17 protein-coding genes are annotated in these 18,228 nt (G+C 55.7%); 4 read left to right on the plus strand and 13 right to left on the minus strand.

Going from position 1 to position 18,228, the window contains the following annotated elements; translation table 11 throughout:
• Positions 1 to 18: 18 nt before the first annotated feature.
• Genes ACR0LF_RS04145 through ACR0LF_RS04155 form a run of 3 tightly spaced genes read right to left on the minus strand, consistent with a single transcriptional unit; the run spans position 19 to position 3,827 of the window.
• The gene (locus ACR0LF_RS04145) at positions 19 to 402 is read right to left on the minus strand and encodes an RNA-binding S4 domain-containing protein (RefSeq protein ID WP_480575377.1); all 384 of its coding nucleotides are present in this window, start codon (positions 400 to 402) and stop codon (positions 19 to 21) included.
• A gap of 6 nt (positions 403 to 408) precedes the next feature.
• Entirely contained in the window at positions 409 to 3,234 is a 2,826-nt protein-coding gene (locus tag ACR0LF_RS04150) for a helicase-related protein (RefSeq protein WP_480575380.1), read from the minus strand.
• A 23-nt stretch (positions 3,235 to 3,257) separates the two neighbouring features.
• Positions 3,258 to 3,827: a tetratricopeptide repeat protein gene (locus tag ACR0LF_RS04155; RefSeq protein ID WP_480575383.1), complete on the minus strand. Its 570-nt coding sequence runs from the start codon at positions 3,825 to 3,827 to the stop codon at positions 3,258 to 3,260.
• A 69-nt stretch (positions 3,828 to 3,896) separates the two neighbouring features.
• Here ACR0LF_RS04155 and ACR0LF_RS04160 point away from each other — a divergent pair, with 69 nt between their 5' ends.
• The 3 genes from ACR0LF_RS04160 to ACR0LF_RS04170 all read left to right on the plus strand — a co-directional run bounded on the left by ACR0LF_RS04160 (position 3,897) and on the right by ACR0LF_RS04170 (position 7,067).
• Complete coding sequence (locus tag ACR0LF_RS04160; RefSeq protein WP_480575386.1) at positions 3,897 to 4,187, plus strand: SCP2 sterol-binding domain-containing protein; 291 nt, start codon at positions 3,897 to 3,899, stop codon at positions 4,185 to 4,187.
• Positions 4,187 to 5,161 carry an alpha/beta fold hydrolase gene (locus tag ACR0LF_RS04165; protein ID WP_480575389.1) on the plus strand — a complete coding sequence of 325 codons (975 nt, stop codon included), beginning with the start codon at positions 4,187 to 4,189 and terminating at the stop codon, positions 5,159 to 5,161. Before ACR0LF_RS04160 ends, ACR0LF_RS04165 begins: the two co-directional genes overlap by 1 nt.
• 85 nt (positions 5,162 to 5,246) lie before the next feature.
• Positions 5,247 to 7,067, plus strand: a complete 1,821-nt coding sequence (locus ACR0LF_RS04170) for a M3 family oligoendopeptidase (RefSeq protein ID WP_480575392.1) — start codon at positions 5,247 to 5,249, stop codon at positions 7,065 to 7,067.
• Positions 7,068 to 7,108: 41 nt separating this feature from the next.
• Here the strand turns inward: ACR0LF_RS04170 and ACR0LF_RS04175 are convergent, their stop codons facing one another.
• From ACR0LF_RS04175 to ACR0LF_RS04200, 6 genes are all read right to left on the minus strand, one after another.
• Positions 7,109 to 7,429, minus strand: a complete 321-nt coding sequence (locus ACR0LF_RS04175; protein ID WP_480575395.1) for a hypothetical protein — start codon at positions 7,427 to 7,429, stop codon at positions 7,109 to 7,111.
• Between the two features lie 24 nt (positions 7,430 to 7,453).
• A complete protein-coding gene (locus ACR0LF_RS04180; protein ID WP_480575398.1) occupies positions 7,454 to 7,909 on the minus strand; it encodes a hypothetical protein in 456 nt (151 codons plus the stop codon).
• 174 nt (positions 7,910 to 8,083) lie between these two features.
• Positions 8,084 to 8,353, minus strand: a complete 270-nt coding sequence (locus tag ACR0LF_RS04185; RefSeq protein ID WP_480575401.1) for a DksA/TraR family C4-type zinc finger protein — start codon at positions 8,351 to 8,353, stop codon at positions 8,084 to 8,086.
• Between the two features lie 58 nt (positions 8,354 to 8,411).
• Entirely contained in the window at positions 8,412 to 9,386 is a 975-nt protein-coding gene (locus tag ACR0LF_RS04190; RefSeq protein ID WP_480575403.1) for a Gfo/Idh/MocA family protein, read from the minus strand.
• A 360-nt stretch (positions 9,387 to 9,746) separates the two neighbouring features.
• The gene (rpoH, locus tag ACR0LF_RS04195) at positions 9,747 to 10,643 is read right to left on the minus strand and encodes an RNA polymerase sigma factor RpoH (RefSeq protein WP_480575406.1); all 897 of its coding nucleotides are present in this window, start codon (positions 10,641 to 10,643) and stop codon (positions 9,747 to 9,749) included.
• Positions 10,644 to 10,788: 145 nt separating this feature from the next.
• Positions 10,789 to 11,823: an RluA family pseudouridine synthase gene (locus ACR0LF_RS04200; RefSeq protein ID WP_480575409.1), complete on the minus strand. Its 1,035-nt coding sequence runs from the start codon at positions 11,821 to 11,823 to the stop codon at positions 10,789 to 10,791.
• Here ACR0LF_RS04200 and ACR0LF_RS04205 point away from each other — a divergent pair.
• Positions 11,822 to 12,124, plus strand: a complete 303-nt coding sequence (locus ACR0LF_RS04205) for a DUF6476 family protein (RefSeq protein ID WP_480575412.1) — start codon at positions 11,822 to 11,824, stop codon at positions 12,122 to 12,124. The two genes, ACR0LF_RS04200 and ACR0LF_RS04205, sit on opposite strands and share 2 nt — an antisense overlap.
• 61 nt (positions 12,125 to 12,185) lie before the next feature.
• Here ACR0LF_RS04205 and ACR0LF_RS04210 read toward each other — a convergent pair whose 3' ends face one another.
• The 4 genes from ACR0LF_RS04210 to ACR0LF_RS04225 all read right to left on the minus strand — a co-directional run bounded on the left by ACR0LF_RS04210 (position 12,186) and on the right by ACR0LF_RS04225 (position 17,859).
• On the minus strand, positions 12,186 to 14,093 hold the full coding sequence (locus tag ACR0LF_RS04210; RefSeq protein ID WP_480575415.1) for an ATP-grasp fold amidoligase family protein: 1,908 nt from the start codon (positions 14,091 to 14,093) through the stop codon (positions 12,186 to 12,188).
• A gap of 27 nt (positions 14,094 to 14,120) precedes the next feature.
• Positions 14,121 to 15,173 (minus strand): glycosyltransferase family 2 protein, encoded by a 1,053-nt coding sequence (locus ACR0LF_RS04215; RefSeq protein ID WP_480575418.1) that lies wholly within the window; start codon positions 15,171 to 15,173, stop codon positions 14,121 to 14,123.
• Between the two features lie 21 nt (positions 15,174 to 15,194).
• Positions 15,195 to 15,866 (minus strand): class I SAM-dependent methyltransferase, encoded by a 672-nt coding sequence (locus tag ACR0LF_RS04220; protein ID WP_480575421.1) that lies wholly within the window; start codon positions 15,864 to 15,866, stop codon positions 15,195 to 15,197.
• A gap of 118 nt (positions 15,867 to 15,984) precedes the next feature.
• A complete protein-coding gene (locus ACR0LF_RS04225; RefSeq protein WP_480575424.1) occupies positions 15,985 to 17,859 on the minus strand; it encodes a glycosyltransferase family 2 protein in 1,875 nt (624 codons plus the stop codon).
• Positions 17,860 to 18,228: the final 369 nt, after the last annotated feature.

An 18,228-nucleotide genomic window follows, 5' to 3' on the forward strand; every position in this document is an offset into this window, starting at 1 on the left:
TAGCTAATTCAGTCTGGCCTACTCTTCAAGATGGGATCGGTGATCTTGAGTGCGAGAAAGATCAAGAGCGCGCCGATCTTTCTTGGTTGGACGACCTTTTCCTTCAAACCCCGGATTTCTGAGAGAAACGTCCTGTTTTTTCGTCAAATCGAAATACAGCGTCTGTGCCTCGGGTGCCGGACCGCGGCGCTCGCCCAATTTTTCCACACGCACGACACGTACAATACGGCCCTGTGGAAAGGTCAGAACATCACCGGGAGCCACGGCCTGCGCCGGTTTGAGCACCCGGTTTCCGTTCAGTCTGACATGGCCGCCGCTGACCTGTTTGGCGGCCAGGCTACGGGTCTTGAAGAACCGCGCCTGCCACAACCATTTGTCGATCCGCAGCTTAGCCTGATCCATGACGGATCAGTTGCCGTCTTTCAAACCCATTAGCGCTGCTGCAAACGGGTTATCCGGATCGATCGCCTTTTCCTTCTTGGGCGGACGGGACGAGAAGGTCTTGGAGCCTTGCGGCTTTCCACCCTTCTTGCCCTGCGGCTTGCCACGGCCGTCCTGAGGCTTGCCGCGTGGTTTGCCTTTGCCCTGTCCCTGCCGCTGTTCACGACGCGGTCCACGGTTGGCCTGACGCTGGCGACCCCAGGTGAAGGTGTAGAACACCTCGATCTCGGGTTCGTCCGACGCGGGTTCAGAGGCCGGTGCCTCGGCTGCCGCCTCGGTGCTTTCGGTAGCCTCGGCTGGCGCCTCGGCGGGTGTGGCGACCTCATCTGCAGAGGCTTCGGATGCCGGTGCGTCTTCGGCAACAGGTTGTTCAGCCGCCTCAGTGGCAAGCTTTTCAGCTTCGACCGGTGCCGCTTTGACCTTTTCACGCTCACCGCGTTCAGCCTTGTAGCCCAGGCCCTGCATCAGATCTGCGAATTGCTCAAGCGTCATACCCGTGATCGACAGCATGTCAGGCTTGGCTTCAAACCCACCCCGGCTGTCTTCGGCGCGCAGCATATCCGCCAGACGTTCCAGCATGTCGATCCGGATCGAACGCTCGCCTGCGTCACGGTAGCCGCACATGGTGTCATAACCCTCGGGCGCATCCTTGGCGACCGGAACCGTGACCAGACCCGGAGGCGGCGCTTCGGGGAATTCCTGCAAACCGCCAGCCAGTGCCCACAGAACCAAACGCAGGCGCGTTGGCGCGGGTTTCAGCAGCAGTGGCATGAAGATCGTGAACTGACCAAACCGAATGCCATGCTTGCGCAGCGCGCCACGGGCATCCTGATCCAGATCCTTGACCTCTTGCGCGACCTGCGCGCGCGGCAGCACGCCCAGCGCCTCGACCATGCGGAAGGCAAAGCCCTTGGCCAGACCGGTCAGTTCTTCGTCACGCGACAGATTCAGTAGCGGCTCGAACAGCGCAGCCACTTTACGGTCGATGAAATGCTGCAGACGGCGCTGCACTTTCTGTTCGACGTCCGGCCCTGCGGTCTCATCGACAAAAACCTCGACCATCGGCTTGAGAGGCTCGGCCCCGGCAACCAGTTTGCCGACAGCATATTCGCCCCACATCAGACCGCCCTGATCCGTGAAATCAATTTCGGTATCGGGCGCATTGTAGAAGCGATCGGCACGCAGATGGAATTGCGGCGCGAGTGCTTGCAGAGAGGCCGATTTCAGAGCTTTCGCCTCGGTTCCCTGCGCAGCTTTGTCCGGTGTAAACCGGAACCCTTCCAGACGACCGACGAATTCGCCTTCGACGGTCACTTCACCCTTGTCATTTACTTCGGCCAAAAGGGCCTCCTTCTGTTTGAGCCGGCGCAACAAAACGGATGTGCGCCGGTCCACAAATCTTTGCGTCAGACGCTCATGTAATGCGTCCGACAATCTGTCTTCTACAGTGCGCGTTTCGTCGCGCCAATGTGATTCGTCACGGACCCAACCGTTTCGTTGCGCAACATATGTCCAAGTGCGAATATATGCCAACCTTTTGGACAGAGCATCAATATCGCCATGGGTTTGATCTATCCGGCGGATCTGTCGCGCCATGAAGTCGTCGGGAATAGACCCCCGCTCGTGCAGGTGGCCATAGATCACCTCGAGCAAACTGGCATGCTCTGCGTGGCTGATACCGCGAAAATCGGGGATTCTGCACACATCCCACAGCAATCGGATAGACGGGCCGTCACTTGCGCGGGCCACAATTTCGGTCACTTGCGACAGCGATTTCAGGGCGTTCAGGTCGTCAGCGGGGCGCGCTTTGATCAGATGATCGTCCTTCGGGTTGACCTCAAGCGAGTCGATCAACGCGTCAATCGAGCCGAACCGCAGGGCGGCATTCCGCCAGTTCAGTTTTTTCATCGGCGTAAACCGGCTATCCATTATCGCCTGCGCCACGCCTTCGTCCAGTGGTGGCGCCTCGCCAGTCACGCCAAAGGTGCCATCGGACATGCCGCGCCCTGCCCGACCCGCGATCTGAGCAAGCTCATTCGGGGCAAGCGGGCGCATCCTGCGCCCGTCGAATTTGGTCAGGGATGAAAAGGCCACGTGGTTGACATCAAGGTTCAAGCCCATGCCGATGGCGTCGGTGGCGACCAGATAATCGACCTCACCATTCTGGTACAGGTCCACCTGAGCGTTCCGCGTGCGCGGGCTGAGCGCGCCCATAACCACCGCCGCCCCGCCTTTCTGGCGGCGCAGAAGCTCGGCGATGGCATAGACGTTTTCGACCGAAAAGCCGACGATAGCGCTGCGCGCGGGCATCCGGCTGATCTTTTTGGAGCCAGAGTAAACCAACTGCGACATGCGCTCGCGCCGAACGAACTGCGCCTCGGGCACCAGCGCCGCGATTGGGCCTCGCATGGTGTCGGAGCCCAGGAAAAGTGTCTCATTCGTGCCTCGGGACCGCAGCAGACGATCCGTGAAAACATGACCACGTTCAGGATCGGCACAAAGCTGGATTTCATCGATCGCAACAAAATCCGCGCCCATTCCTTCGGGCATCGCCTCGACCGTACAGACCCAATACTGCGTACGCGGTGGCACGATCCGCTCTTCACCCGTTACCAGTGCAACAACCGATGGTCCGCGGATCGCAACGATCTTGTCATAGACCTCGCGCGCCAACAGACGTAACGGCAGGCCGATCACACCGGTCCGGTGCCCCAGCATGCGTTCGATTGCGTAATGGGTTTTGCCTGTGTTCGTCGGGCCCAGTACGGCCACGATTCGAGATGACCCGCTCACCTTTGCCCCCTGCGCTCTGAGACTTACAGCGCCTTGCCTTCAACCTGAGGCATCAGCCGATTCACGGCATTGGTTACTTCTTCGTGATGGGGATGTATAGCCAAGGCCCGCGAATACGCCTCGTAAGCTTTCTGCGGTTCTCCGATAACTTCAAAAATCAGACCCAGACCGTAAATCGCTTCGTAATGGTTTGGATTCAGGGTCAGGACATGTTCCAGATCGGCTGCCGCCATGCCAAATCGCTCGATCCCGAAAAAGGCCGAGGCCCGCAGATGCCAGCCTTCGGCGAATTCCGGGGCGTGATCCGTCAGTGCGGTCAGATGATCAAGTGCAGCCTCTATGTCACCATCATCCAACGCTTCACGGCCCCGCTCCAGCAGCAAGTCGGCTGACGCCGAGCCGGATTGCGACCATAGGGCTTGTAACTGGCGATCCAGAGCGAATGCCTGATCCGGCGTTGATTGGGCCAGTTTTTGCAGCAATTCACCCTCATCCCGCGAATCCGCCTTTTGCGCGAGGCAATTGGTGGAAAACGTGACTAGGACAACAAGTGCCGCAACGGTACCTTTGAGATTGAGGATTGCAATGCTCATAACAATAGTCAGTGTAGCGTTGCGACCGGGGATGTCCATTCACGGCGCACTAACAATATGAGGAAAAGCATGAGCGAGATTCTTGAAAAGGCAGCTGCCGCGCTGAACGAAAAACTGGAAGGCAGCGCTTTTGATGCCTCGGCCAAGTTCGATATCGCCGATCTGGGCGCAATCGTTCTGGACGCTGACGGCGCGCGTGTCAGTGACGACGACGCTGATGTCACCATGAGCGCTGACGCCGACACGTTCGAGCAAATCCTCAGCGGTGAACTGAACCCCACTGGCGCGTTCATGTCAGGCAAACTGACCATTGATGGCGACATGGGTGTTGCCATGAAGCTTGCCTCGGTGCTGGCCTGATGGAGTTGACGCCGGCCCCTTTGTTTGAAGACGTGGCCGGCGGACCAGCCGGTGGCAAGGCCCATTGGTTGGCGACATCGGATCGAAAACGCATCCGTGTTGGCCATTGGGTGCCACAAGGTGACGTGTATGGCACTGTCATGATGTTTCCGGGACGCACGGAATATATTGAAAAGTATGGCAGTACTGCTGGCGAGTTCGCGCAACGTGGTTTCGCCGCACTTGCCGTTGACTGGCGCGGTCAGGGACTGGCGGATCGCCTGCTGGACAACCCGCGTATCGGCCACGTCGATCAGTTTACGGATTACCAGCACGACGTTCGGGCAACTCTTGATCTGGCAACCGCGCTTGATCTTCCAAAACCGTGGTACGTGATCGGCCATTCGATGGGGGGCGCAATCGGCTTGCGCGCCGTGATCGAACAGGGCTGTTTCGCGGCCTGCGCGTTCACGGGACCGATGTGGGGTATTTTCTTTTCGCCTGTAATGAAGCCACTGAGCCGCGTGACGGCCTATTGGGGGACTGCACTTGGCCTTGGTGAAAAAACGCCCCCGACGACAAGCCTGGAAAGCTATGTTCTTTCGCAACCGTTCGAAGGAAACATGCTGACACGCGATCCGGATATGTATCGGATGATGCAGGATCAGCTGACGGCACATCCCGAACTGGCTCTGGGTGCACCCTCGAACCTGTGGCTGCGCGAATCGCTGGATGAATGCGCCTGGCTGATGGAACACCCCGCACCCGAAACGCCCTGCCTGACCTTCCTTGGCAGTCACGAACAAATTGTTGACCGCAAGGCCATTCGAGCACGCATGGCGAACTGGCCGAACGGAACGCTGGTTGAGATCCCGGATGGCGAACACGAAGTGCTGATGGAAGCACCGGATGTTCGGGAACCGGTTTTGGATCAACTGGCTGCACATTTTCTGACCAACCAATCCAACGGAACAACCCAACTGGTTTCTTCGTAAACCTGTTCACCTTGAGGACTGGCCGCTTGTGATCCGGGCGCGCCAGCCCTAAATGTTTGCAAAAGCAAACTTCAATAGGTGATCCATGCGCGACCTTCCCTTCCCTGTCCGTGATGCAAATGCAATGGGCGGTGCCGACAATCTGGGCAACCTTCCGGAATGGGATCTGAGCGATCTTTACACCTCGGAAGACGCGTCAGAGTTGGGACGTGATCTGGAATGGCTGGAAGGCGAGTGTGCGGGTTTTGCTGCTGACTACGAAGGCAAGCTGGCGGAATTGGATGCGGACACCCTTCTGACCTGCGTGCAGCGCAACGAAAAGATCAACTCGATCGCTGGGCGGATCATGTCCTTTGCCGGTCTGCGGTATTACCAACTGACCACCGATGCGGAACGGGCCAAATTCCTGTCGGACATGCAGGAAAAGATCACCGTATTCACCACGCCGCTGGTGTTTTTCACGCTCGAGATCAACCGTATCGAAGACGAAGTGTTGAAGGCACATTTTGATGCCAACGCGGATCTTGCCCGGTACGAGCCCGTGTTCCGCCGCATCCGGGCGATGAAGCCTTATCAGCTGTCGGATGAGCTTGAGAAATTCCTGCACGATCTGGGCGTTGTTGGCGACGCGTGGGAGCGTCTGTTCGATGAGACCATTGCCGGTCTGACATTCAATGTCGGCGGTGAAGAGTTGAACATCGAAGGCACCCTGAACCTGCTGACCGAGCAGGACCGCTCGCAACGCGAAGCTGCGGCACGTGAGCTGGCTTCGGTCTTTCAGGACAACATCAAAACTTTTGCTCGTGTTCACAACACACAGGCCAAAGAGAAGGAAATCGTCGACCGCTGGCGCAACATGCCAACGGCGCAAACCGGCCGCCACCTTTCAAACGATGTCGAACCCGAAGTGGTCGAAGCCCTGCGCGAGGCGGTCGTGGCCGCCTACCCCAAATTGAGCCATCGGTACTATGAACTGAAGCGCAAGTGGCTGGGTCTGGATGTGATGCAGGTCTGGGACCGCAACGCGCCCCTGCCGTTGGAAGACACGCGCATTGTCAATTGGGACGAAGCCGAAAAAACGGTGATGGATGCGTATAACGCGTTCGATCCCCGGATGGGTGAAATCGCGGCACCATTCTTTTCAAAGGGCTGGATTGACGCTGCAGTGAAGCCCGGCAAAGCTCCGGGTGCTTTTGCGCATCCGACCGTCACCGATGTGCATCCCTATGTGATGCTGAACTATCTGGGGAAACCGCGCGATGTGATGACCCTGGCCCACGAACTGGGCCACGGCGTCCATCAGGTTCTGGCCGCCGATCAGGGTGAGATGCTGTCATCAACCCCGCTTACACTGGCCGAAACCGCCTCGGTCTTTGGTGAAATGCTGACCTTCCGCAAGATGCTGGATCAAGCCGAAACGCCGGAACAACGAAAGGTCCTGCTGGCCGGTAAGGTCGAGGATATGATCAACACGGTGGTTCGTCAGATCGCCTTCTACGACTTTGAATGCAAGCTACACGCCGCACGCCGCGAAGGCGAGTTGACCCCGGACGACATCAATGCCCTGTGGATGAGCGTACAGGCCGAAAGCCTTGGCCCGGCGTTTGAATTCATGGACGGGTATGAAACCTTCTGGGCCTACATCCCGCATTTCGTGCATTCGCCCTTCTACGTCTATGCCTACGCCTTTGGCGATGGCCTCGTGAACGCACTCTATTCGGTTTACGAAAGCGGTGCGGACGGGTTCGAAGACAAGTACTTCGAAATGCTGCGCGCAGGCGGTTCCAAACACCACAAGGAACTGCTGGCACCATTCGGACTGGATGCCAGCGATCCGAAGTTCTGGGACAAGGGTTTGTCCATGATCTCGGGCTTTATAGATGAACTCGAAGCCATGGAAGGCTAACACAGGTTCAGGCCTGCCGGTCTATCGGCAGGCCATTTCCATCAAAGCGCCGAAAAAACCGTACCGATAATCAGGTCGCGAATGCTATTCACCACGTGCTTTACACGTGCCTTTGCTATCCCCGTAGCGGACAGCGCCAACATTTCCGCACTATCGACCTTCATCTGAACGAGAAACTTGTACTCTGCCTTGCTGATCTCGCCATTAGCCAGCATGCGAGTATAACGTTTCAGGTCAGATTCGGAATCACGCAGAAATGCATTCAAGTCTCGTTCGGCTTCGTTCGCGAACGTCTTGGCCGCATTTTTTATGATTACAAGAATTCCGTCTTTGATTTCGTCAAATACTGCATCTACATTCATCGTTTTTCTTCCTCAAATTAGCTTTCATTTAATTTCAGGACAGGTGGTCGCTTCGCGTTTATTCGCTTCGAGACAGATCAACCGGTCGAACACATCCGATATGTTTTGTTTGTATTCGGTCCGGAAACCTTTGCTCAACCCAGAAGATTGCTGGTCTCTCCAAAACGCAATCAAGCCACCAACAAATTTTTTGTTGGGGTCGCGAAGAAGTGCCCACATTTGTGCCGCTTCGTTGTTATTTTGGATACCGTTGGCAAATTCATAAGCCTTGTCCAGATCCAACATGATCTGATCGGCGGCCTGTTTTTGAGAAGCATAGCTGCCACTGGTTTTATCAACAAAAGCCAGGGACTTTGCCTTCATTTCGGTAGCCTGTGTATAGGCCTCCAACGAATAATCTGCATAGTTGATACAAGCAGAGAGTAAAAAAAGGACAAGAAAGTTTGCCACGTAAAGACGCACAGAGTTAATCATTTCCATCTACCTAAATCGATCAAACAAGTAACACGAAACCTATCACAAGATTAGGCCGCATCCAAATTCGCCAGTCAAAAGCTTTTGCGAAACACTAAAAACAACTAGGATAGCGATTATTCCGCAAGCCCGAAGCGGGACAGAGTGTTCGCGGTTCAACCTTCTCTCGAAAAACCAAAACTAGCGTAGTTGACTATCCTTCGATCCACGCCGGTTTATCCCTCCGCGCGCCCTGAACGTGCCGTCCCGCTCCTGCTGACAATCCAGGCAGAGCTTTACTCCCGGCAAGGCCACCCGCCGCTTTTCAGGGATTGGTTCTTCGCATTCGGCACAATGGGTCAGGCTTTCGCCGACGGGTCGCTTTTGGGCCTGCATCCGTGCCAGTTCGTCAGAAATCGACGCTTCGATCTGTTCACTCACCGCGCCATCGCGCGCCCAGCCTCCGGCCATGGGTCATCTCCTGAAAGGGTGATTGGCAGAATAACCGAGCCTAAGTGAAAAGAGCAAGTTACAGCGAAACGGCCCCATCGAACACGCGGTCAATCACCTCTTGTGTCCCGCGTGAGAATTCCAGCGGACAAGGGTACTCCTCTCCTTCCCGGACAGACCGGCAGAAGGCCTCGACCTGAAGCTTGTAATGATCTGTTGCAGGGAACCTGGTGACCTGCACTTCCAGCCCCGGACGGTGTAGCTCGACCCGAGCCTCGCCGAACACACGCGCGTTGAAAGGGGTTGTCAGGCGGATCAGTCCGGCCTCTCCGTGAAACACCATCTCCTGATGGGGATGCATCCGGATGGACACGTAGCTGGAATAGGTAAACTCGGGGAACTGAGCACGTATTTCGGTAAAGACGTCGATACCATTCTGCCAACGTATTGCAGACTGAACCGAAACAGGTTCTTGCCCGGTGGCAAAACGCGCGCCGCCGATCACATAGACACCGATATCACGCAATCCGCCACCGCCGGTCTCGGCTCGGTTTCGGATGTTCTGAATGTCCGTACGATTGTCGAAACTGAACGCGCCAGTCACATGCACCAGTTTTCCTATAGCGCCATCCGCAATCAGCTTACGGGCCAATTGCCATTGGGGGTGATGCACGATCATGTAAGCCTCGGCGGCAAGCAGGCCGCTTTCGTCCCGTTTTTGGATCAATACGTCAAACTCATCCGCCTTCATGGTCATGGGCTTTTCGCACAAGACGTGCTTGCCTGCCTCCAGCGCCTTCAGGCTCCATTCCAGATGCATGTGGTTCGGTAGCGGAATATAGACCGCGTCGATCCCGGGATCTGCCAACAGGGCATCGTAGGTATCGAACACCTGCAAGTCAGGGCAATAGGACAGAAAGGGATCAGCCTTAGCGGCATCGGAGGTTGCCAAAGCGGCCAAACGCGCCCCGTTTGATGCATGTATCGCAGGGGCCATGTACTCGCGCGCGAATTTGGCTGCACCCAAAACACCAAACTGAACCGGTTTTTGCATCGCACTCTCCCTGTTTACCAGCGCCGTTGCACTGGGTGATCGCAAAACTTCACGACCTGACTCTGGCAATATGTCATCGAAATAAAGCTTGCCTTCCCCGTAACATACAAGCGGCACTACCGCCACTCATTCACCTTTCAAGATCCGTTTCCCTATCTCCCCCGTAGCAACTCCATCGATGGGCATAACAAGGATAAGTTCGTAAATGGGGATGGGCGCGACTGAAGCTTCGCGCCGGCAACGGCGAGATTGATCTGTCCGGATTTGACAGGATCACCAGTTTTGAAGAAATCGAAGGCGATTTTGTTTTCGTGTAAGGCAAAAAAACCAGCCCGCAGCGATTGCGGGCTGGTGTTTCGGTCAGCTGACGCCCAGCATCCCTTTTTCACGAGCCAGGTCGCGCATTTTCTTTTGCAGTTTCTCAAACGCGCGCACCTCGATCTGGCGAATACGCTCGCGGCTGACGTTGTACTGCGTGCTGAGATCTTCCAGCGTTACCGGTTGATCCAGCAATCTGCGCTGGGTCAGGATGTCTTTTTCCCGATCATTCAGCACGTCCAGAGCGGCTGACAGCAATTCCCGGCGCGCTTCCAGCTCATCGCGCGCTTCGTAGTCACCGGCCTGATCGGCATCTTCATCCTCAAGCCAGTCCTGCCATTGCATCGTACCTTCGCCTTCGGAGCCGACCGTGGCGTTCAGCGATGCATCCCCACCGGACATCCGGCGGTTCATGCTGATCACTTCTTCTTCGGTCACACCCAGATCATTGGCGATCTGTTTGACGTTTTCCGGGCGCAGATCACCCTCTTCCAGCGCCCCGATACGGGCCTTGGCTTTGCGCAGGTTGAAAAACAGCTTTTTCTGAGCCGACGTGGTGCCAAGTTTCACCAATGACCAGGACCGCAGGATGTACTCCTGGATCGAGGCCCGGATCCACCACATGGCATAGGTTGCCAGGCGGAATCCCTTTTCGGGATCAAACCGTTTCACGGCCTGCATCAGGCCCACATTGGCCTCGGAAATAACTTCGGCCTGCGGCAATCCATAGCCGCGATAACCCATCGCGATTTTAGCCGCCAGACGCAGGTGAGACGTCACCATCTTATGCGCCGCTTCGGTATCCTGTTCTTCGACCCAACGTTTGGCCAGCATGTATTCTTCTTCCGGCTCCAACAGGGGAAACTTACGAATTTCCTGCATATAGCGATTCAGGCCGCCCTCGGGCGTCGGTGCGGGGAGATTTGCGTAATTTGCCATTATGATGTCCCTCCGACAAATGTTTAAGTCTTTAACATAGGATATGGGTAAGGAACCCTGCCTATTCAAGAGGTGCTGCTAACAGTCTGAAATTAATCTTACGTTAAGAAAAGGTAAAAAGCCCTTATTCACAGGACTTTGCTTATTATGACAGTGGTGTGCGCAACCCTGCTATCAGGTTTTGCATATCTTGCGGCAACTCGGCCTCGAACCGCAGATTTTCACCTGTCACCGGATGTTCAAACCCGAGAACGGCAGCGTGCAGCGCCTGTCGCGGAAAATCGCGAACAGCATCGGCTGCAACCGTGGAAAACGCTCTGCCAGCCAGTTTCCGCTTGCCGCCATAGACTGGATCGCCCACCAACCCATGCCCCGCATGGGCCATATGCACGCGGATTTGATGGGTTCGGCCGGTTTCAAGCCAGCATTCGATCAGAGCAAGACCCGCAGGATTACCAAAACTTTCGACAACACGCGCGCGCGTCACCGCATGGCGTCCCCCGTGGAACAGAACAGCTTGCCGCTGTCGGTCGGTCTTGTGCCGCGCAAGCTGAGTTGTCACGCGCATGATGTTGCCGGGCTCGAAATTGACGCCTTTGACTCCGCGCAGGCGAGGGTCATTTGCATCCGGCACCCCGTAACAGACCGCGCGATAATAACGTTCAGCACTATGCGCCGCGAACTGCTCGGCCAAACCGTGATGCGCCGCGTCTGACTTCGCGACCACAAGAAGCCCACTGGTCTCCTTGTCGATCCGATGCACGATACCAGGGCGTTTCACGCCGCCGACACCCGATAGATCATCGCCGCAATGGTGCAGCAAGGCGTTCACCAAGGTACCGCTGGGCGACCCCGGAGCAGGATGAACGACCATACCCGCTGGCTTGTTGACGACGATGACATCTGAGTCCTCAAAAACGACCTCAAGCGAGATATCTTCGGGGCCGATATGGCTGTCCTCGGCCTCGGCCACGATAATCGTGACCCGAGCGCCCTCGGGCACCTTCGCCTTGGGGTCGCGTGCTTCGGTTCCGTCGATCTGAACAGCGCCCTCTTCGATCAGGCGGGCCAGCCGGGTACGCGACAGATTTTCCCCGTCTGGCACATCCCGGGAAAGCGCCTTATCAAGGCGAGGTGGCGGATCAGCCGCAATCTGAAACTCTATCTGGCGGGTGCCCATGACTGTCCCTTCCGAACCCCAAGAACCGCAGGAAACACCACAGCTGCGATTGCTGCGGCGGATGGTCATGCTGTTGACCGCGGTGATGATTGGCGGCGTTCTAGTGACATTCGGCCTGATTGTCATCCGCCTATCGGACCGTACCCCCAAACTGCCGGAGCAGATTGAATTGCCGGACGGTGCACGCGCGCAAGCCCTGACGATCGGCGCAAACTGGTACGCGGTCGTCACCGATGACAACCGCGTTCTGATCTTTGACAAAACGACCGGAAAGCTGCGTCAGGAAATTGCGGTCGAATAGCTGCTTGGGCAAATCCGGCCAACGACTGCGGCACCTTTTGAGATCACGGTGCCGCCTGGCTTCAATCAGGAAACAGCCGCGTTCCGGTCCAAGCCTGACCCAGTTGAACATCAAGTTCCGGCGCGCGCATCTGACGCTTTCCTCCAAATGGGCAAAGTGTGATTTCACCTAGGTAAATCTTGTCGCCGGTGGCGTACAAGTCTACGCGCGCAAATTCCACTCGTCGACCAATCGCTTCGGCGATTTGAACCATGTCGTCGTATCGCTTTGGCCGCGGCTCTGTGTCTTCACTCGTTTTGAAGTACAACTCTTTGGGGATGAAGTTATACTCTCGATCGTGGATCATCTGCACGTGCCCGCGCGACCGATCCCGGTCCACCTGAACGAGTTGTACGCGACCGGCTACTACCCAGAATTTCCAGTCGATGATATCTTCGCCTTCAGCGGCGAGATCCTCCTCAAGAAAGAACTGGGTATCGATTGTCGAATACCACCATTCCGCGGCCCAAAATCCATGTGGAAGCGGCTTTTTGCTCCAATTCAGAAGCTTTTCATTTGCTAGTTTGCGGTCATCTTCATTCAGCGGCCACGTCATGCGATGATTTTGGCCCTGGCTGTTGTTGCACTTCAGCCAATAGTTGCCCGGTTCAAGATCCAGCTTTTCCGGAAGCTCTGTCGCAGGAGAAATCCAATACCGTTTCACGGGTGTCAGCAACCGATCCGCGGGTTCCGGCACATAGCTTTCTGCCGTTAGCTTATCAGCTGCCGAAACCTTGGGCATCTCCGCAAACAATTTCATGACCAACAGCTTTTCGGTGATTGTCTTTGGATTCGAAAGGTCCGGCAAATAGCGCTGGTTGTTTGCGAAACGAGACAGCGACAACGACAAGGCATTCAGCCGGGCTGCATCGTTCGCATAATGATCCCAACCGCGCTGATGCCCCGCTAATGGCGCTCGAGCCACGCCGTAGAGGTCGCGCTCTCTAATCTTGTCCAGCTCCCGCTGAGCCACTTTCAAGTAGGGTTCCGCCGACGTCACCTGTGCCACCGACATCGCTCCCTTTGTGGCTTTGCTAATGTCTTCCTTACTGATCCTAAGGTCCTCAAGATCAGATGGAAATTGGATTGCCTTGGGGGAATGTTTGCCTTTTCGCGGCAAAGGCGCATGGCCTGGGTTGATCCCAAGGCCGCGCAACCTGCGATCGAGGAAAGAGTGTCGCTTCACACCCTTAGCGATCCACCAGCGCATTCGGCGCCCCCACAGGTGCACGGCAAGTGTTTCGTCAGTCAGGTACTTCCGTCGAAACTGGCGTGCAGGGATATCATTCGCCTCACCGGTTTGCCGGAACGGCAGCGGATAGAAAACGGGAACGGGGCTGGCATGCTCAATTCCACCGTAATGCCGCAAGTACCAAGTCAACACGCCCGGTCCGTAAACGCTATGATCCTGGTCTGATGCATGTGGCAATTTCCCGGCCGCCTTCTGCCGTTCAAGTGCTTCGCGCTGCTCACCCTCGACCCAAGGCCGGATCGGAAACGGGTCGAGGCTGTAATCCATGTAAGCCTGAAGTGCCGGGCTGTCCGAAGGCAACCGCATAACGGCGTTACAGATCGTCTTTTTGTTAAAGAAACCAAAAATATGGTCAGCCTGTGGAATAGGAGCCAGGGAAACGACATCCGTATCGCACCACAGAAAATCTGTCTTTTTCAACAGTTGTAATCTGAATATGTCTGACTGCGGCACAGGTGTCTTAAACTGGCTATTCACAATGAACTTTTGCGGCTCATGAATTTCATTTGCCGACACAAGTTCTATGCCTTCGGGGACATTTTCGACTTCACCGTAATGGAAAAGGACCACCTTGTGGCCATTTGCCACAAAGGAGAGCAGACATAGTTGTTCCAGAAAACTCAGCGGGCCTTCTAGCCACAACATCCCAATCGTAGGCAGAGAGCGATCAGAAACCATTAACTCAATTCTCCCAAGTACGCTCAGTCAGATTTCTGGACTGTGTTCGCCGGACACTGGGGGCGTCTCGGCAGAAAGCCGTTCCCGCACGATGCGGTCCTTTCTGACAAACTCCACCGCCGGTTTAGCCAACAGCTTCTGATACAATTCATGATAGTCCGGTTGTTTCAGCAGATCGTTAATCAGCGCTTTGTGCCAGCGGAACGACTTTCGGTGCAACCGTTTGAGCCGGTCGTCGGAACGAAACTCTTCCAGCACGGCGTCAACCTCGTCCTTGTATCGCAGGATCGTTTCGTCTTTCGCTCCACCTCGGTTCCAGCGGTCCCAGTATTCGGTTCCCAGCGTCTGAGACGAATGATTTGCTCTGCCCCGGCTGCGCTTGGCCAAATAGGCCTGGGTGGACCTCACGGCATAGTGGTTGATCTGCGCAACCTCAAAACCAAAGGGCGGTGAGACGTGGTTCCCGAACGGCGCAGGTTCTACGGCATGACCACCGGGCACGGATCGAAACATGCCCGCCTGAAGTTCAGGCTGGGGATGCGGGTTATGCAGCCCGTAGCGCAGATAAAAATCGCCCTGCCGGAACAGGGATTTGACAAATCGACGCCCTGCCCCGCCCTGTTCGAAATCCAGTTCGCCATCCCAAAATTGCCGTGTCACAGGAGTGTCGCGCAACACATGCCGGCCACTGTTGGAAAATATCTTCCAAGGGATGGAAATGACATCTACGCCCGGTGTCGCCTCGATCAGGTCATCAACCTTATGATTTCCGGCGTGAATGTTCAGGAATTCATCGGCGTCACCGACGTAAATCCATTTCGCCTCTTTCACGACAGGCAAGCGTCGCGCCTGCCTCAGCGCAGATCTGTGAATGCCACCGGTTCCGACACGGTTCCTGTGAAATTCCACATGGCCCAAGTCCTGCAAACGGCGGAGTATCTGGTTTGTGCCGTCCGTACAGTCATTGGTGTAGACAATGATCCGGTCAAACCCCAGCACCTTGTGATGGGCCACCCATTCCAGAATATAGGGGCCTTCGTTTTTCATCGCAGAGATGAGGATCTTTTCAGGCTTTTCCATCGTCGTCGCCTACCCCCGCGTCTAGTCGCCCTGACCTTTGCTGTCCTTCTGCGGGACGATCTTTTCTATGGCGATCTGCGCGCCGGCAATCGCCCGGATACGCAGTTGTCGGGGGTGCTTGCCCAGAAACTCGTTAACCGCGCGGATCACGCCATCGCCCCACCAACCGCGGCGGTGGTAATCGTCGAATGCCATGATCCCACCCGGTTTGATCTTAGGAAACAACGCGGCCAAGTCAGCAGTCACGCCTTCATAGGAATGGTCCCCGTCAACATAAGCGAACGAGATGCTTTCATCGTCGAAAAGCTCAAGCGCGGGCACCGAAAAGTCGCGGATGATGCCGACCTTGCCTTCTTCGATCTCATTCTCGAATGATTTGACGACTTTCTGAAAGATGGCCTCCATCTTTTCGTCTTCGGTTCGGCCTACAAAAGCAGTTGTGTGCGATTCCTCACCGATATGCTTCCAGGGGTCGATCAGAAACAGTTGGCTGGGCTCGATCAGCTTCAGGATGGTCGGTGAGAACTCACCTTGCCAGACGCCGATCTCAACCGCCACGCCACCCTTGGGAAGGCGCGACAGGAATGTGCGACGGATCGCATCCTTTGTATTCTTGCGCTTGGTCGCCTTGTCAGCCTGAGGTTTGCTCTTGCGCCCCGGCGCGGCACCAATAATTTGGGGTTCGTTTGCCATCTCGACCTCGTCCTGCATGCGTGACAGGCATCGACGGATGCAACTGTCCCGCTTTTGTCCCGCTTTGTTCTTTTCTAGATCGCTACCACGCCAACAGCGCAAGAGCCAGCAGCTTGGGCTATTCTTTGGTAAGCGGTGGTAATTTGTCGATCCCAAGCCACGGTGGTTCCAGGCTGGTGATCCTGTAACTGCTCGCCTTACTCGCAAGAAAACGGTTAATCGCCGTTGACATGCCCGAATATGACCCTTTGCCCCGCCTGTAGGATGTAAAGGCGATACTGCCGCCCGGGGCCAGAACCCTGTCGATCCGTCTCAACAATTGAAGCATCACACGTTCAGCGCGAACGCCACGAATGACCACGACGCCAACGCTGTGATCCTCGAACAGCTTCAGCATCAAAGGCGGCAACGCCCTGTAGACCCTGAGACGCCCTGCGACAATCGGTTCACGGAAGTATTCAAGCAATGCATAAAACGTGCGATCCAATGCCTGTAGATCAGGGTCCTGCGTTGCATCCTTGCAGGTGAAGGTATCCCAAGACAGACCCCATGGCCCGATGATCGTCAATTGTTCGACCGCGTCTAAAGCAAGTATTTCGTCAACGATTTCGGTTTCGACATGCCCGATCAATACCCATTTCTTCTTGCCACTAATCGATCGCAAAAACCTCTGACGCTGTTTTTTTGTTCTTTCAATCTCCGGAGACACCGACGGCAGGAGCGCTGGGTCTTTCGGGTCAAACGGTAAGTCCACCTGCTTTGCATCGGTGATTTTTGCGTGTTGCAAAGCTGCTTCTTCGCAATTCATTGACGTACCCAGTGAATCCAACCGGGCAAACCACGGATAGCTGTACGGTCTCGAGTATTCGGGTTTGGACATCTTGCCCAAACGCGTCCATTTCGCGACCTGTGCAAAAGTAACTTCTGGATCTCTGAATGTCGCTGCATCAAAGGAAAGATCCGCTTCCTCCATCACGCCCAGATCCAGCGCCTTCACATATCGCCCGCCACCAAAGTTCTTGTACCGATCGATAAACCCTTGCGCGGCCTCTGTTTCACGTATCTCTGAGATGCGGCGCTTGTGATAAGAGACGGCCTTGTCGTGCAAATCCGCCAAAACAGGATCCGCGCGCAATTCTTCATATGTTTTTCGGAGGTGATCCAACTTGGACAGGATCGATGTTTCTTCAACGACGTTGAAGCAGTGCATGTGCCAATAGGCTTGCCCCGTTGCTTCCATCTTGGGGTGAAACGCGGTGGTGTTCACGTCCCCTCGCAACCGCTTCATCAGGTAACTCTCTATGGATCGAACAGCATAGTGATTCATCCGGAAAAACTGCTGTCCAAAGGCCGCCCCGGTTGTCGTATGAGACCAGCCGTGCCGACGCATCGCGGGCGGTAAGGGATCCCCGTCACCGTCTAACCACGCAAACTTCTCGGCCTTACCAGCAATAGGGCCGCGCGGACGATGTGTGTTGATCGCACGATAGGCCCCATTATTGCGGGTCAGGGACTTGAAGGCGCGCACATTCTGCGGCGTGACCACACCCAACTCTCCTGCGGATGTAAACTGTTCGACAACGAGCTTGTCTTCGAACTCAACGATCCTGTTGTGCCCGAACATTTGCCATGTTGCGGCAAACCCATCCGCATGTGGAAAGGTGCGGAAAAGATCATCAAGTGAGCCTTCACCGATGCGAATATCGAAGAATTCGTCAACATCGCAGACCAAAATCCATTCGGCCTCGGAATACCATGGATGTTCCATTGCATTCGCATAGGCAGATGCCTGAGGCCCGTGCTTCCACGGCCTTGGATTGTCGATATGTGCCAGAAAACCCAGTTCCTCACATCGTTTGAGGATCGCGTCTGTGCCGTCTGAACAGTCGTTCGAATTGACGATGAAATGCGTGAATCCGATCGAGAGATAGTATGCAATCCACTCCAGGATGAACGGCCCCTCGTCTTTCATCGTGGATATGACAAGTCTCATCGCAACTGCCCGCAACCGTGGTCTGCAAGTTCAGAATAATGGGAAAAAACGCATCATTGCAGACATATCGCGCGCATCCCGGCACGCAGCTTTGTTACGGGCGGCGGAATTGCATTGCAAGTGGACAGACCAAAGGAGCCAATTCTGCACTCTCTGCACGGTGCAAGGAGGTGAAACCCCAGGCGCAATGCCAGCGCGTCACGCAAACTTGCAGATGAGAAACTTCAACTTAGTAGAATGTTTGGTGCGGTCGAGAAGACTCGAACTTCCACGGGAGTTACCCCACAGCGACCTCAAGCAAACCGCGTGTCAACATTCCGTCTAACGCACTGTAAACTTGGTGTCTTTCACCGCGTGACCCTCTTAGGT

The organism is Ruegeria sp. E8, assembly GCF_056533985.1.

Coding starts and splice junctions, on each gene's coding strand:
- ACR0LF_RS04185 (WP_480575401.1), bottom strand. CDS start 8,353: ATGGCCGGAGGCTGGGCGCGCGATGGCGCGGTGAGTGAACAGATCGAA.
- rpoH (WP_480575406.1), bottom strand. CDS start 10,643: ATGGCAAATTACGCAAATCTCCCCGCACCGACGCCCGAGGGCGGCCTG.
- ACR0LF_RS04160 (WP_480575386.1), top strand. CDS start 3,897: ATGAGCGAGATTCTTGAAAAGGCAGCTGCCGCGCTGAACGAAAAACTG.
- ACR0LF_RS04145 (WP_480575377.1), bottom strand. CDS start 402: ATGGATCAGGCTAAGCTGCGGATCGACAAATGGTTGTGGCAGGCGCGG.
- ACR0LF_RS04205 (WP_480575412.1), top strand. CDS start 11,822: ATGACTGTCCCTTCCGAACCCCAAGAACCGCAGGAAACACCACAGCTG.
- ACR0LF_RS04200 (WP_480575409.1), bottom strand. CDS start 11,823: ATGGGCACCCGCCAGATAGAGTTTCAGATTGCGGCTGATCCGCCACCT.
- ACR0LF_RS04210 (WP_480575415.1), bottom strand. CDS start 14,093: ATGGTTTCTGATCGCTCTCTGCCTACGATTGGGATGTTGTGGCTAGAA.
- ACR0LF_RS04175 (WP_480575395.1), bottom strand. CDS start 7,429: ATGAATGTAGATGCAGTATTTGACGAAATCAAAGACGGAATTCTTGTA.
- ACR0LF_RS04190 (WP_480575403.1), bottom strand. CDS start 9,386: ATGCAAAAACCGGTTCAGTTTGGTGTTTTGGGTGCAGCCAAATTCGCG.
- ACR0LF_RS04220 (WP_480575421.1), bottom strand. CDS start 15,866: ATGGCAAACGAACCCCAAATTATTGGTGCCGCGCCGGGGCGCAAGAGC.
- ACR0LF_RS04155 (WP_480575383.1), bottom strand. CDS start 3,827: ATGAGCATTGCAATCCTCAATCTCAAAGGTACCGTTGCGGCACTTGTT.
- ACR0LF_RS04170 (WP_480575392.1), top strand. CDS start 5,247: ATGCGCGACCTTCCCTTCCCTGTCCGTGATGCAAATGCAATGGGCGGT.
- ACR0LF_RS04180 (WP_480575398.1), bottom strand. CDS start 7,909: ATGGAAATGATTAACTCTGTGCGTCTTTACGTGGCAAACTTTCTTGTC.
- ACR0LF_RS04225 (WP_480575424.1), bottom strand. CDS start 17,859: ATGAGACTTGTCATATCCACGATGAAAGACGAGGGGCCGTTCATCCTG.
- ACR0LF_RS04215 (WP_480575418.1), bottom strand. CDS start 15,173: ATGGAAAAGCCTGAAAAGATCCTCATCTCTGCGATGAAAAACGAAGGC.
- ACR0LF_RS04165 (WP_480575389.1), top strand. CDS start 4,187: ATGGAGTTGACGCCGGCCCCTTTGTTTGAAGACGTGGCCGGCGGACCA.